General features: G+C 41.7%; 11 protein-coding genes and 4 pseudogenes. 8 read left to right on the plus strand and 7 right to left on the minus strand.

Annotated elements, in window-relative coordinates; genetic code table 11:
* Nucleotides 1–115: 115 nt before the first annotated feature.
* Nucleotides 116–976: a hypothetical protein gene (locus AC5JL8_RS37590; RefSeq protein WP_495884776.1), complete on the plus strand. Its 861-nt coding sequence runs from the start codon at nucleotides 116–118 to the stop codon at nucleotides 974–976.
* A 104-nt stretch (nucleotides 977–1,080) separates the two neighbouring features.
* Here the strand turns inward: AC5JL8_RS37590 and AC5JL8_RS37595 are convergent, their stop codons facing one another.
* Nucleotides 1,081–1,971 (minus strand): alpha/beta fold hydrolase, encoded by an 891-nt coding sequence (locus AC5JL8_RS37595; protein WP_495884777.1) that lies wholly within the window; start codon nucleotides 1,969–1,971, stop codon nucleotides 1,081–1,083.
* Between AC5JL8_RS37595 and AC5JL8_RS37600 the strand changes: the two genes are divergently transcribed.
* A complete protein-coding gene (locus AC5JL8_RS37600) occupies nucleotides 1,945–2,232 on the plus strand; it encodes a GNAT family N-acetyltransferase (RefSeq protein ID WP_495884778.1) in 288 nt (95 codons plus the stop codon). The two genes, AC5JL8_RS37595 and AC5JL8_RS37600, sit on opposite strands and share 27 nt — an antisense overlap.
* A 38-nt stretch (nucleotides 2,233–2,270) precedes the next feature.
* Here the strand turns inward: AC5JL8_RS37600 and AC5JL8_RS37605 are convergent, their stop codons facing one another.
* The gene (locus tag AC5JL8_RS37605; RefSeq protein ID WP_495884779.1) at nucleotides 2,271–3,152 is read right to left on the minus strand and encodes a hypothetical protein; all 882 of its coding nucleotides are present in this window, start codon (nucleotides 3,150–3,152) and stop codon (nucleotides 2,271–2,273) included.
* A 65-nt stretch (nucleotides 3,153–3,217) separates the two neighbouring features.
* Between AC5JL8_RS37605 and AC5JL8_RS37610 the strand changes: the two genes are divergently transcribed.
* Nucleotides 3,218–3,316: a protein-tyrosine phosphatase family protein gene (locus tag AC5JL8_RS37610; RefSeq protein WP_495884786.1), complete on the plus strand. Its 99-nt coding sequence runs from the start codon at nucleotides 3,218–3,220 to the stop codon at nucleotides 3,314–3,316.
* A 210-nt stretch (nucleotides 3,317–3,526) separates the two neighbouring features.
* Here AC5JL8_RS37610 and AC5JL8_RS37615 read toward each other — a convergent pair whose 3' ends face one another.
* Together AC5JL8_RS37615 and AC5JL8_RS37620 are read right to left on the minus strand one after the other, a co-directional pair.
* Nucleotides 3,527–4,759: an energy transducer TonB gene (locus tag AC5JL8_RS37615; RefSeq protein WP_495884780.1), complete on the minus strand. Its 1,233-nt coding sequence runs from the start codon at nucleotides 4,757–4,759 to the stop codon at nucleotides 3,527–3,529.
* Between the two features lie 384 nt (nucleotides 4,760–5,143).
* Nucleotides 5,144–5,533 (minus strand): annotated as a pseudogene (locus AC5JL8_RS37620) (ParM/StbA family protein); the annotation flags it as partial.
* Nucleotides 5,534–6,201: 668 nt separating this feature from the next.
* Between AC5JL8_RS37620 and AC5JL8_RS37625 the strand changes: the two are divergent.
* The 4 genes and pseudogenes from AC5JL8_RS37625 to AC5JL8_RS37640 form a co-directional block, all read left to right on the plus strand.
* A pseudogene (locus tag AC5JL8_RS37625) lies at nucleotides 6,202–6,864 on the plus strand (transposase family protein); the annotation flags it as partial.
* Nucleotides 6,865–7,119: 255 nt separating this feature from the next.
* Nucleotides 7,120–7,364, plus strand: a pseudogene (locus AC5JL8_RS37630) (IS982 family transposase); the annotation flags it as partial.
* A 466-nt stretch (nucleotides 7,365–7,830) separates the two neighbouring features.
* The gene (locus AC5JL8_RS37635; RefSeq protein ID WP_495884781.1) at nucleotides 7,831–8,643 is read left to right on the plus strand and encodes a ParA family protein; all 813 of its coding nucleotides are present in this window, start codon (nucleotides 7,831–7,833) and stop codon (nucleotides 8,641–8,643) included.
* 2 nt (nucleotides 8,644–8,645) lie between these two features.
* Nucleotides 8,646–9,782 carry a ParB/RepB/Spo0J family partition protein gene (locus AC5JL8_RS37640; RefSeq protein WP_495884782.1) on the plus strand — a complete coding sequence of 379 codons (1,137 nt, stop codon included), beginning with the start codon at nucleotides 8,646–8,648 and terminating at the stop codon, nucleotides 9,780–9,782.
* Nucleotides 9,783–9,896: 114 nt separating this feature from the next.
* Here AC5JL8_RS37640 and AC5JL8_RS37645 read toward each other — a convergent pair.
* Nucleotides 9,897–10,524, minus strand: a pseudogene (locus tag AC5JL8_RS37645) (transposase); the annotation flags it as partial.
* Nucleotides 10,525–10,724: 200 nt separating this feature from the next.
* Between AC5JL8_RS37645 and AC5JL8_RS37650 the strand changes: the two are divergent.
* Nucleotides 10,725–11,072: a hypothetical protein gene (locus AC5JL8_RS37650; protein WP_495884783.1), complete on the plus strand. Its 348-nt coding sequence runs from the start codon at nucleotides 10,725–10,727 to the stop codon at nucleotides 11,070–11,072.
* 148 nt (nucleotides 11,073–11,220) lie between these two features.
* Here AC5JL8_RS37650 and AC5JL8_RS37655 read toward each other — a convergent pair whose 3' ends face one another.
* Together AC5JL8_RS37655 and AC5JL8_RS37660 are read right to left on the minus strand one after the other, a co-directional pair.
* Nucleotides 11,221–11,556 (minus strand): hypothetical protein, encoded by a 336-nt coding sequence (locus tag AC5JL8_RS37655; protein WP_495884784.1) that lies wholly within the window; start codon nucleotides 11,554–11,556, stop codon nucleotides 11,221–11,223.
* A 160-nt stretch (nucleotides 11,557–11,716) separates the two neighbouring features.
* Nucleotides 11,717–13,459: a hypothetical protein gene (locus AC5JL8_RS37660; protein ID WP_495884785.1), complete on the minus strand. Its 1,743-nt coding sequence runs from the start codon at nucleotides 13,457–13,459 to the stop codon at nucleotides 11,717–11,719.
* Nucleotides 13,460–13,637: the final 178 nt, after the last annotated feature.

The raw sequence follows: 13,637 nt of genomic DNA on the forward strand, positions 1-13,637 counted from the left end.
AGCTATGAAGCTTATACAGCAAGCACTTTAGCTCTCTTGTCGCCCCTTGAAGGCCCCAAGACTCAACTCAGTCAAGACAGCCAGACTCTAGCCCCCTTTTTTAGCAATCTCCTATTTGTCACGAGACGCAGAGCTAGCAGCAATCGAATCCCAGATTCGCGCTGCAATTAGGGATTGTGTAAATCGTACTAGCCGCAAACCTTTTCGCTGGGGTGGTTTAATGGGCTACCAGCAATTATTAGCTATCGGAGAAGTTATACGTAGTTTACCATGCCGAGAAATTGATACAGATTATTTGTCTGTGTTGTCAGTTTGGGTTGACCAAGCGTTGAGCAGCAATCATTCAGTAGCGTCGGACTTAGAACAAGCACATCAATGGTTGCAACGAATTTCTGATTGTTTGCGCTATCGGGATTACTCTGGCTGCACCTTAGATGAAGTAACTGATATTACACAAACTACGAAAATTCCTTTAACAAGCTTTCAAGTTCGGCGTGAGATGGAAGAGCTATTACAAATGTTTCAACCTGACCATCAACAGAATCCGGCACAGTTTGCTCTCAAGAAAAAGTTACAACGCCTATGGAACAAATACGGCACTAACTTATTGCACTGCTATGATATTCCAGGCTTACCGCCTGATAATCTCAAAATCGAGTCTTTATTTAGCCATTTACGTCATAATCAACGGCGAATTAGTGGGCGCAAATCAACTGCCGAATTGCGAGATTTTGGGCAATATCAAGTTCTCTTCCTTGCCCAAAGCGAAGAACAATTACTTGCACAAATTCAACAAGTACCTCTAACTGAGTATAAAACTCAACGTCTTAGATTAGCTTTGGCTGAAGCTTCTCGCCAACAGAAACGTCGCCTTCATCGTAATCCAGTTTCCACAATACAAGCTTTGGTTAATCAACATCAGGAACTTCTTACTGTGCTTGAGTCTCAGCCTCTTTCATACCAATTAGATAGCTAGGGGCTCCCGTTGCGTAGATAGTCAGAGCAAGAAAAACTCGTGCGAAGTTATCAGAATTTTGCTTATCCTCAATGTTTTAGCACCTACACAAACTAAAAACTAACTTATGTGACGTCAAAATGAGATTTCAATTTGACGAGAATATCTCTAGCTCTTGTCCAGAGGATTGAGCCTCCTTGTTTTGGGTCTACGGTATGCGTTGTATTTGGTAGGCGCAAAGCCAATGTTGCACCAAAATCAGGTGAGTGAACTGTACTAGTATCTAAAGCACCATACCAAAGATCCACAGGAACCGTAATGTCCTCCACTGCCATAGACCATGAACTAAGGGCGTTAACAAGGTCTCGTGCGTAAGGGTGTGCGCCCTGAGAAAAACCTTCTTTCAAAGCTTGCTGGTATGCTTCACAGAATACATCACTTTCATACAAAACTCGGTCGCATTCAGCACTCATACTAATAATTAACTGCCACATCCCATCTGGCGTAGCCATCTGTGCAAAGTGCTGCTCAAACTCCACAGGGTTAAGTTGGACAGCAGTAATCATCCTTTCGACATCTGGATGTAACAGCGGCTTCAAACGCGGATGAGCAAGTTCGTCTTGCCCGGATACAATTGCTAAAGCTATTACAAGATTGCACTCAGCAAGAGCAAATGCAAACGGCGCGCCTTGAGAGAAGCCAACGCACAGAACATTATCGAGATGATTAGCTTGAATAAATTCTTGTGTGTCGTCTACCCAAGAGGATAACGTTTTGTTAGGGTGCGGGTCTGATAAGCCAACGCCAGGGCGGTCAGGGGCAATCAGTTTCAAGCCAAGATCAGGAAGCTCGCTTGCACCAAAACCAAGCCATCCACTCATTCCTGCCCCAGTACAAAACAAAACTGGAATACCATCAACAGGCCCCCATTCAGACCACGCCAACTGGCGACCATCTTTCAGTTGCATTGTTGCCCGTCTTTCAGGTGGTTGAACAAGGTTATTTATGCTATTCATGAGAACTGTTGCATAGATATTTCAATTAATCCTGATCAGCAATTGAAACACAAAGTTGCTGCTGTGATCGGTGTAGTTAGCTCTTTTCGGCGACGGGGCATAGCAGGAGCCTTGACAACTCGGTTAGTGCAAGAGGCTTTTAACAAAGGTGTAACAGTGGCTTTTCTCATGGCAGCGCATGAGGCAGAGGAGCGAATCTACACACCCCGGATTTCTCTAGTATTGGCAAAATTTTGCTCCCTTTCGCTTCCATGCAATTAGATTTAAATTTCTGAATATATTGATTGATGACCTAAAAGCTAGTTTTTACTTTTGAGTTTTGGCTTTTCAATCTCTGCTGTCGAACTTACCCCTATTTGGTTATTATTTTCCCCAACAACTTTGGGTTTAATCGTTAGCTTAATAGGTTCATTTCCAGATTTTTGTCGTCTTGTTGCTAACTTACTTTTAAGTACTTGAGCCTTGTCTTGCTTGCCAGCCTTCAAATACTTTGGTGGCTCATCTTGTGGTAGTGCTAGCAACGAATCGAAACCAAAAACGTCTCTACCGGGGATAAACCTTGCCTTGATGCTTACAAACATTGCTTTTCCCTGCTCCTGTTTCGGTATTTTAGGATTAAACCTAAAGGGATTTACAGGTGCATCTTTCCACATCAAGGGAATGTGAGTAGCCTTCATGAAGTTGACCTTGCTGCTTAATTCAGCCTGCTTAATGTACTCCAAGCGTTCATCGGTGAAATTCTTCATTACAGTTATGCATGGAGTTCTACAAACTGGAATGAATTGCCACAAGCCGGAAAGCTTAAATTCTAGGTCGCTTAATTCCCTGGAGATTGAATTCTCGACATTTTCTTTCTCAAATGCAACTAATTGAAATGCAACCTTATGTTGCTGCTCTTTGGCTGGATAGTGCGTAATCTTGGGGTAAACAATCAATTTTTGTTTACTAATCCCTGTAGATTCTATTTGCTTTCTCAAACCATTAAAAGATGCCGATTTGCTCCATGATGAACCATTGGGGAATAGGTTGTACTGGTACTGCCCAATCGTGATGTTTGCAATATATTTATTTCTCTGTTCTTCAAAGATGAAGCTAACATCACCTGTGATCACGCCAATAGCTTGAAATATCCCTGTAGGTATTTCCTGCTTCCTTTGTATTTCTGTTTGTTCAGTAATCATTTTGATAAAATTCTTAATAATTTAGTTTAAAACCTTTTGCCGCTCCTGAAATTATCATCCACCAAATTTTACCGTTCTTAGCTGCCGCCAAGCAGAATCATCAGAAGGTTGCTGTTCAGTGCTCTGCCGGTATTGGGCGCACGGGACAAGTTTTAGCTGCTTGACTGTTATATATCTACGGAAAGATTTAAAGTTAACTATCCGATATTTGCGGCTAATAAAGGACAGCGAGCATTAGACCTGCCCGAAATATAAATTTGGAGATAAAAAATAGTAGAACGGAGATTTGATGGCAGTTAAAATGCTTGCAATAAAGCACTTTGAACTTTGACATCACTTGAGTTTCTGACTTTTGATTAATCGCTTGCCTGTTGTTAGCCACCATCCCCCGATAAATTTAGCTCCCCATAAACATTGATATCAAATGTAAATTGAATATGGATGTATTTGTTGGGATAACCTGTAGGCAAAGGTGCAAAGGGCGCAGCTCGCTGTATAGCGTTGAGTGCGGCTTGATCGCTGAGGCTGAATCCAGAAGTTTGTGCAAGCTGGAGATTGCTCAGTTGACCTGAACGGTTAACACTGAAGTTAAGCACTGTTCGCCGGTCAGATTGGCTCATTCCTGGTAGCCACTGCTGCTTGACTCGTTGGCGTAATTGATTTAAATAAGAGGTAATATCTATATCTTGACTTTGGGCATCAATACCAGAAGTCGTTTTGCGATCGCGGTTGGAATTAGGTGAGGCAGCCAGATTATCACCGCTAAAATTCCGGCTAGATACACTCACAGTACCACCCAGCAAACCTGCTGCACCTGTGTAATGAGAAGGCCGAGTTTGAGAAGGTGTTCGCCCACTTAATCTAGTTCCCGGCTGGATTAAGTTATTAGGATTGGGTACTGGTGATGTAATAGCTCTGTTGTGCGCTGTTGGCTCAATTTTAGGCGCTGGTGGTGTAGTCGGCGCTACTGCTATTTTTTGAGGCTTGGGTGCGGGTGGTCTGGTTACCCTTGTGAGCGCCGTTGGCTCAGTAGTGGGTGTTGGTAATGTGGTCGGTGCTACTGTCTTAGGCTTGGGTACTGGTGGTCTGGTTACCCTTGTGAGCGCCGTTGGCTCAATAGTGGGTGTTGGTAGTGTGGTCGGTGCTACTGCCTTAGGCTTGGGTGCGGGTGGTCTGGTTGCAGATGCGGACTTTGTTTTTTGCGGTTTAGGTTGTTGAGAAGATGAATTTGGTAATTCTGCTTTCTGCTGTCCTGTTCCTGGCTGGAATACTTTAACGGGAGATAAGTCAGAAGGACTTTTGCTAGAGGCTCTATGTGCATCTCGCGGTAATACAGCAGAAACAGGTCTTTTTGGTAAAGCTTTACCACCCGCAATAGAATCTTTAGTAGCCCGGAATGAGGTTTTTGGGGGTATGTGTGTTTGATTAGGAAAAACTTCAACTACTTCAATTGGAATCTCTTGCTTAGGCTCAGGCATAAAGGCTTTGAGCCAATATTTGCTCACCATCAGTAAAGTAGAGTGTAGCAAGATGGAAGTAACTAGACAAAAGATTATCTGTGCTGGGTGCAAGCTCCGATAGCGATGACATTCATCAGAAAAAGCCATGTTATTGTGCTTTCGCGTGATAGATACAGCCTCAATAGTCTATTTCTAGGGTACAGGCTAATTTACGGGAGCAACGCGATTTTGTGTCAGGGTGCAAGGGCGAATGGCACTAAGTTTAGTTATTTGTTGAGGCAAGCAGGGGGAGCTGGGGGAGACAAATAAATAAGTGAATTCAACGCTATTTCAGTATTGATAAATACAAGTTTTCCTCTTTACTCCCCCAGCCTCCCCAGCCTAAAGAGCTTTTCAAGCGTGCCATTCGTGCAAGGGCAAGGATAGATCCGGTATCGGTTGGGATTTTTTTGAAGATACGGGACTATATTATGCTGTAAGTTAGGCTGTAAGAAATGGCTCAAAAAGCAGACTCCAAGAATTTGCCTGTCTCAGTACTGTTACAAATTCACCGTTGAGTACTTGTTTCAATTCATCAGCCAGACCAACATCATGTAAACTGACAACTAACTTTAAATGCCAAGCCTTACGGTGTGGCAGATGTGCTAATGCACCCAATAATGTAATCAGCGCATTGTTGACCTTGTTTTCATTATGATCTGTGTTGCGTTCAAAATGATAACCTGTACGGAAAGCAGATTCGCCCACTGTGTAAGCCGTGCCATTAAAAACTACTCGTCCTGGGACATCTTCCATCTCAACAGAAGAAATATAGCTGGGGACACGAACAATATCATTGCCATCGACTAAAAGTTTCAGGCTGCCGTAACCGTTATCAAAGCCCGCCGGAAAAATTTTTTGCAACGCGTGAATGTTAGACATAGGGGTCAAGTTAATACAGTTTGGTTAAGAAAGTTATCTGTTCAGGCAAACTAGGGGAGGAAGAGGGCGCTTGTGCAAGGAGGAGAAGTTCCTGCAAAATTCTCCTGTGTTCAATACCTATTTGTTCCCTAACTTCAAAAGCTTATCAGAAGCTTCTTGGGGGTCAATTGGGGTACAAATTATTAATCAACAAAATATACCCTAAGTAACCCCTATATATTCCCTATATAGGTGTTAAATTTTCATTAAAAATCCAAATTATTAATAGGGTATATATAACCCCTACTTAACCCCTATAAGCAATTTTTGAAATATTTTTCATTCAGGCAACAAAAGTGTTGTTTTAAGAAAAGGTAAGTATAACCACAGCGTATGTATAAGATTAGACATATTTTCAACAAGTATTACAAAAATTATCTTCTTGCTTCAGGCACATTGCTCAAAATATAGAATTACTTAAAAATTAATGAGGGTATAATCGGCTCTTCAGCCTTGTCAGTTCATGAAACTTGCCCATCAATAGTTTAAAAAATGTTCAAAACAAAAAATCAAATGCTGAGAGCAGACAATTTAACACATTACGGCTTATGTGAGTTGGGGTAGTAAAAAAGAAGGGGAAACCGCAAGATAAAGGTAACTACACCAAAGCTTGAGGTCTCCCAATGAATATGGTAGACAGTTCGACCCTGTTGACAACAATTTTTGTGCGCTTTAGATGACTGGTATCAGCAAAAAGGCTATCGTTATATACCGTTATTGCCAGGGCCATCACCGAGATTCACAAATAGTGAGATGTTAACGTTATTGGTCGCAATGGATTTTTTCCCATACCCAGGAGAACAGCAGTTTTTAGGGTTTGTGCGGGCAAACTATTTGAGCCTCTTCCCAAAACTGTTAGACCAAAGCCAGTTCAACCGACGAGCTAGACGTTTGGAAAGAATGCTGGAAGAATTAAGACGTTTCTAGGTTTTGGAATTGGGAGCAATATGCCGAGCGCACCCTACTGTTGGATACAAAACCAGTACCAGTAGTTGGCTACAAGCGTGATAAACGTCAAAGTGATTTTACAGGCAGTACTGATTATGGTTGGTGTGCCAGTCAGAAAATGAATTACTTTGGCTACAAATTGGTACTCATCATTACTCTCAAAGGCATACCCCTAGTTTACTTTTTAGTGCCTGCCAGTACTGATGAACGCCTAGCAGCTCAATCAGTTTTAGAGTGCGTTCGTGGCTGTCGCATCAAGGCTTTCAAAGGATTTATTGGTGGTCAAAGGCAGAGCGATATTTCCAAAACCACAGGTAATCAGATTTTCACCCCCTATCCAGCTAAGGGACTTCCAACTAAAAAAATATCCTATCGCTGTGTTGGCAGGAAGAGAAGTTGCCAGGAGGGTTTCCCTCCAAGCAAACTTCGGGGGGCAGGGAGCAGGAGAGAAGTGCGGTCTTGGGGTTTCACGCCACTCCCTTCAAGCCTCTTAACCCGTCCAACTGGGTGGCTCCCCAAGTGGAGCAACTTCGGAGAGCAGGGGGAGAAAGAAAAATATTATCTGAATAAATTGGATAATTTATTTTCTGGAAGTCCCTAACCAACTACAACAACAGCCAAAAGCAATTGATTGGTTTATTAAATAGCTTGGGAGAACGTGTGGAAGGCGTATTTAACGAGGTACAAAATACCGGACGTAATTTGGAACGTCTGCTGAGAAAGAAATTTGATGCTCTGTGCGTTCATGTTGCCGCTAAAATCACCAGCCATACTCTACGTATTTTTCTGCGGAGCGCGTTTTGGTATTGATGTCCTTACTTTTGAACAGCATCCTGTGGCTTAATTCACATAAGGCGTACAATTGAATTTGTTGTGCGTCGCCAACTAGAGCAATCGGGTAAATCTTTGACCGGGCTACAGGAGAAAATAAAACTCAAGTCACCAAGCGCCCGACGACCGAGAGATTATTGAAGGTTTTCGATAACATTACCCTCACTATCCTTGAGGTACGGAGTCAACACTATGAACACGTTACTCCTTTGATTCCTTTGCAGGAGAAGATTCTTCATCTTTTGGGGTTGAGTGGTAAATTTATTCGGGTATAACTGAAAGTCCAGGATAAATTTTCATGAAAGCAGATTCTTGGTGCTACTTCCACGAATCAGCAATATTTACTTCCAATTACGCGAATGGCGAGTATATTGATATACGATATTGGGCGCTAAGGTAGATAATTCAGATCATCATATATTGATATATGATATCGAGACATTAACGTAGGTTCTTGAAACAGCAATCAAAATCAGATTATGCAAATTCGACTAGCTGTAATTAGCAATGCCGGAGGTAGTGGTAAAACTACACTTTCGGTTCATTTAGCTTACGAGCTAGCAAAACATCAATATAATGTAGCTTTGCTAGACCTCGATCCCCAAGGATCATTGACATTATTCTGTGGTTTGAATCCACCAGAGCCGGAACAAACCTTAGCAGCGGTTCTTAAAGATAAATTCGACGGTGCTTGGCCATTAACTCCATGTTGGAGTCAGTATACTAACAAAGTTGCAGTATGCCAGGGAGGAATGATATTAACCCAAACAGCAGATGAACTTGTCCTTCATAAACGAGGAGCCTACCTATTAGCAGATTGCTTAACTGATTACTCCTTAATGCACGATGTCATTATTTTTGATTGTCCAGCTACTTTGGGCCCATTACCTTTAATGGCTCTAGCAGCTTCTACACATATGATTATTCCTGTACAGTTAGAGCCAAAATCAATTCAAGGGGCCGCACATTTATTAGAGTGGTACTACTACCATTGCAAACACTTACGCTTAAATCCCGCTCCAGAAATTTTAGGTTTTGTACCTAATCAATATGATGCTAGGAGAAGTACCCATCGACAAATGCTTGCTGCATTACCTGAACAGTTAAAAGAAATGAAAATTCGAGCTTTTCTGCCAATTCGAGATAGCGCAGAGTTTGTCAATGCTAGTGGTCAGGGATTACCATTGCATATTTATCGCCCTGGACATCCTGCCAAGGACGACTTTAAGGACATTAGTTCTTATCTTGTAACTCTAATTGGAAAGCCTAAAACAAATAAAAAGACTAAATAATTATGTGCGCTCGTAATAGTACCAATCTCACAAATTATTTTTCAGGTGCAAAGCAATCTCAGCAGTTATCTAAAGCAGAGGAAGAGATACAGCAATTAAGAGCAGAGATTGAAGAACTGCGTTCCCAAAATTCTACGGATTTAGAAGCACAACTCGAAGAGTTGCGAAAACAACTTCAGTCTCAATCAGGAGTTCTAACAATTCCTCTCGAACAAATTCAGCCAAACCTTGAACAACCTAGACAAACATTTTTACCTGAAAGTATTGAATCAATGTCTCGCTCTCTTAAAAGCGATGGACAGTTACAACCAGTTATTCTAATTCAAAGAGCCAATCATTTATTAATATTTGATGGAGAGCGACGCTGGCGCAGTGCTAAAGTTTTAGGCTGGGAAAAAATACAAGCAGTTATAATTTCAGAACCCGTAAGTTTACACCGCAAAGCTCTGCTAACTTCTCTTCATCGAGAGGATCTTAATCCTCTCGATAAAGCCGAGGCAATAGTACGCGAATTATCTACAGTTACTGGATTAAATTTACAAGATGTTCCACGCATTCTTTCAACCGTTATACGGCGTTTAAACGCACAAAAGCGAATACAGTCGATTGTAGACCTAATCACGTCTGATGCAACAGAACAAGAGCAAGCACTAGAAATTTTAGATTTAAGTGAATCAGAAAAGGCAGTGTTAAGGATACTGCTAGATTTACAGTTAAATCCAGCTTCAATCGATGCCAATATTTTTCCTATGCTAGCCTTACCAGAAGATTTAAAAATTGCTATAAGAAGTGGACTTAAAGGTGTTCATGCACTGGCATTGCATAAACTTTCTGCAAAAAATTTAGGGCTACCCGAAGATAAAGCAAAATTAATTAGAGAAAAAATTACCCACAAAGTAATCGAGGAAAAACTATCTGTTATTGCTACAAGAAAATTAGTGAGTGAAGTGGTGGCATCTCAAGTAAAACCTTTAGCATCAGATAAAACCGTTAATAAGTCATTAATACAAACATCTCATCGTCTACAAAAAGTCTCTGTAGAGTCGTTAAAGAATACAGAGCCATCCCAATTAATAGAGTTTCAACAAGTACTACGCCAAAAATTAGCAGAAGTTGAAGAAGTACTCAAACAACAATAATTAATCTTGACTCGGCCTACTTTTGCATGATTTACTTCTGTGCTTTGAGTAACTTCACTCCATCTAAAAGATTCATTCAGTTTGAATTTGTCACCATTTTTTCTGGGTCATCCTTTAAGAGAATATGGTGACGCAATACTTCTCGGTTAAGAGTTTAGCAGTATTGAGAATAAAAAAAGTGAGTGGTTGACGTTTAGTACCTGCTCCTCTGTGGATTGGAATTCTCGCTGGAAACTTAGAACACTCTGGGATTTGTTCTGCCCTGTCTTGGAGGGATTTTTTGCTCCAAGACAGAGCAGAATTAACTTGGAGAATATTGGGTAGTTGCTCACTATTAGCATGTTGGAAATCAGCAATAGCACAGGCGTTTAACTTTGAGAGTACCAGTAAAACCTAGACGTAATGGAGATATTTCAGCAGCAGTCGCGGCTTGGAACACTAAAGTGCGAGCTGCATAATGGCTTAAAAGCCAACCATAGATTTCTTGAACAACTTCACGGGGTTTGAGAGGAATGGCACTAAGTTAAGCTGAATGGTATGCAGCGTAAGGAATGCAGAGGGCGATTTTCTCTTTTCAAGCGTGCCATTCGGGTTTGAGAGAACGACTAGGAGTTTTACGCCCATTAAGATGGGTTTTTAGCTCATCAATAGTATTTTCGATTTCCCAACGCTGATGATACTTTGTGGCTAACAACAAAGCCGGGAATAGAGCAATGTCCACCAAACTGGTAATTAGACGATGATGACAACTCCAGCCCAAGAAGAAATTAGATTTGCAGAAGTCTTACATCACATAGCCCATTAGTGCAGATGGAGGTGATATTTAAGCGATTGCCAATGGGGAAGGGTACGCGAAGGGTAAAGTGTTAACCCTTGTTATCAAAGTTTGAGAACGTTGAATCAAACGAGAAAGTAAAATTGTAGAAGTTCAACACAAGGAAAATGACTGACACACCCGAATACTTCCCTAACAGAATAGACCGTATTGAACAAATAATCTTGGGGTTGGCTGAAAGACAAACTAGAACACAAGAGCAATTAGACAATTTAACTATCAGGCAAGCTAACACCCAGACACAATTGGATGAACTAAGCCAAGAAATGAGAGAGCTTACTAGTAACGTTGACCGTGTTTTGGGTCGTAGTGCCATTTTGGATGATGTGTTACTTGAGTTACGTGATAGCCATGAACAACATCAGCGTAATTTTGAAGAACATCAACGCACCACAAACGCAGCATTACAAAGTCTTGAGTCTATCTTGTTACAGTTGATTAGAAATAATTCTTGAGATGCGATTATAGGAGTTAACGACCGCAAATAGCATGTAAAAGTACCTACGGAGAAACTTGACTTAGCGAGTATCGTCTTTATCCTTAGAGGTTTCCAGCAAATAGCGTACACCTATAGGTGATACACTTACAGCTATAGGTATAATTTCAATCCTCTTTTTTAACCAACAATTTCCTAGACACCCCAGCCGTAAAACCCAACCCAATCGCTGCCACAGTCACACCGGGCTTAATAAATAACGTCGCAATTCCGATAACTGCACCCCAAAGACAGCCATAGCAGCAAAGGATAATCAACTGATTTTTGGGTTTAGCCCTTTCGTCTGATATGGATTGATGGACTATGGCATAATTTTCAAGCTCATTGGTAATTTCTAGTAAAGAAGCGCCGTACTGTTTTTCTAGGCGTTCGATAGCCAATCTGTCTGCCTTAACTGGACTTATGGCTAATTTTTGCAATGCTGTGGTTAATTTATCACTCATTTTTAAACTTCCTATGCTCCGACATTCCAGACAATGTTTAGAAAAATTAAGTCTTGCTGGAGAAATAAAAAGACTCTATTTTTCAGCCGTATTTGAAGGTGTAAGAATACCGGAACTCGACCGGAACTTGACCGGAACTCGACGAGAACTGTAACAAATATTAGTGATTAATGTTAAAAATGCTGAAACCATCTTTTTCATTTCCGCACAATCGGTTAGTGTCAATCAATTGTGATAGGGCATTTCTCAAGTAAAGAACACTCTTTTTCTCTTCGCCCCACTTGCGGCTGTTTCTGATAGCAGCAAAAGAAGTTGGAGGACTAGCAGTAGCTGCAACGATTGCTACAATCTTATCTTTATCAGCCTCAGAAATACTAATGGATTCTACTTCCAGAAATTCCACTTCTTGATAAGGCTTTGAAAAAATGGACTCCAGATGTTTAACTGCATCTGATGGGGCAATCTTCTCCCCTCTGGGTATGACTGCCTTTTCATGCTGTTGAACTAATTCTGGGAAGAACTGAAGTAATGTTCTGGCTGGATCTGGTTGCCCATTGCCTGGATGCAAATGGGTCTTTAGCCATTCGGGAATTATGCCCAGATTGCCACCACTAACAGGTTCTCCAAAGTTATTAGGGTTGGCTTTGAAATATTCTCCACTAGCAACATTTATTTTGCGTAGACCACCAGCGCTAACCGCAACAGCTACACAACCAATAAAGTTAACCGATTGTTTAAAGGTATCTGCCAGTCCAGCCGTAGCTTTACCGACCACGCTTGTCAGGTTAGAGCCATGCAATACGATAATTAATGTACCACCAGACTTAGCGAAGCGAGAAAGTAAATATTGAATCGCCCAGGTGCGCTCGCTTTCCTCCAACAATGACAGCAACCGCATCGCTTCATCAATCACGATAAGTAAGTTTTTATGGGAGTAAGGTTCGCTTCCATCTAAGGCTTTAAGAAATTTCAATAAATCACGAGCGACGAGTTGATCAGCCCCATCCGCATTAATATCCGGGTACTTAAGGGCAGAGGTCAAGTTGCAGGCAAAGGGGTAAACGTCCACCCCGGCTGTAAAGTATTGGGTGTTTAATCCGGGGTCAAGTGCAGTAGATAATGTTGCCAAGATTGCTGCTAAGGTTCCCTTGCCACCTCGTTGAGTACCAGCGATCGCAATGACTTGGGAACTCATCATATCTTCTACTTGGAAACCACTTTTCGTTAAAGCCGCGATGAGTGCGTTTGCCCTATTAATCAGAGGGAGATTAATTATAGTCTCTGGTACAAGCCCATCAGCTGATGACTGTAACTCTGTAGGTTTAGAAACAGAAGCAGCTTGGTTCGTCTGCCCAATATCTACCTGCGGTGAGTGAAACTGCTTGATATCTACGGTCGGTGGTAACTGGACGTTTGCCTGCGTGATGGCATTTACCTCCAACCGATTCATCCGGCTGTCAATTGTCACATTCTGTAAATGAAGAGCCATGCTTTCATAAGTCGGTAGCTGACGACCCTTGAGCTTGCTAAACCAGCCAAACATCCAGCGATAAGCATAAAAACGTTTTCCTGGCTCAACTTGCGTTAAATACTGGACAATATTTTCAAACTCAGCATGAACAAAGGTGTACTCTTCTGCCTCGTGTCGTTCTAGGAATTTAACAGTATTGGCAAGATAATCCGCTTGATAATTGCTCCTAGCATCATAATCTCCCAAAAGAGCTAGAGCGTCTATAAAGTTGCCACGTATAAAGGGTAAAGGTGCAATCTCCTTGGTTCTGTTGGAATGTTCGACAACAAACCATAGCCACGCAGCACCACCGACTAAACCACCAACTAATGCCAGTGGGTTGACCGCATAACAAACCGCTCCAATCCCATTCGCCAACCAGGGCAAACGCATCTAAATTTAGTACAGGTATACTAAGGAACAAAGAAAGGTAGCGATTGCGCTAAAGCGCAGTGCCGGAGGCAATCGCACTCTGGGATGGAGGTTGAGCAATGAGGCTTTGATGGTAAAGTCATTTTAAGCTAATCGGCATTTAAGCTGCAATATACTTTACATTGCCTTTATTTTTAAT

The organism is Mojavia sp. (assembly GCF_059505145.1).

Bases quoted from the DNA above. Each gene is read 5' to 3' on its own strand.
- AC5JL8_RS37595 (WP_495884777.1), bottom strand. From the start codon at position 1,971: ATGAATAGCATAAATAACCTTGTTCAACCACCTGAAAGACGGGCAACA.
- AC5JL8_RS37605 (WP_495884779.1), bottom strand. From the start codon at position 3,152: ATGATTACTGAACAAACAGAAATACAAAGGAAGCAGGAAATACCTACA.
- AC5JL8_RS37615 (WP_495884780.1), bottom strand. From the start codon at position 4,759: ATGGCTTTTTCTGATGAATGTCATCGCTATCGGAGCTTGCACCCAGCA.
- AC5JL8_RS37635 (WP_495884781.1), top strand. From the start codon at position 7,831: ATGCAAATTCGACTAGCTGTAATTAGCAATGCCGGAGGTAGTGGTAAA.
- AC5JL8_RS37640 (WP_495884782.1), top strand. From the start codon at position 8,646: ATGTGCGCTCGTAATAGTACCAATCTCACAAATTATTTTTCAGGTGCA.
- AC5JL8_RS37650 (WP_495884783.1), top strand. From the start codon at position 10,725: ATGACTGACACACCCGAATACTTCCCTAACAGAATAGACCGTATTGAA.
- AC5JL8_RS37655 (WP_495884784.1), bottom strand. From the start codon at position 11,556: ATGAGTGATAAATTAACCACAGCATTGCAAAAATTAGCCATAAGTCCA.
- AC5JL8_RS37660 (WP_495884785.1), bottom strand. From the start codon at position 13,459: ATGCGTTTGCCCTGGTTGGCGAATGGGATTGGAGCGGTTTGTTATGCG.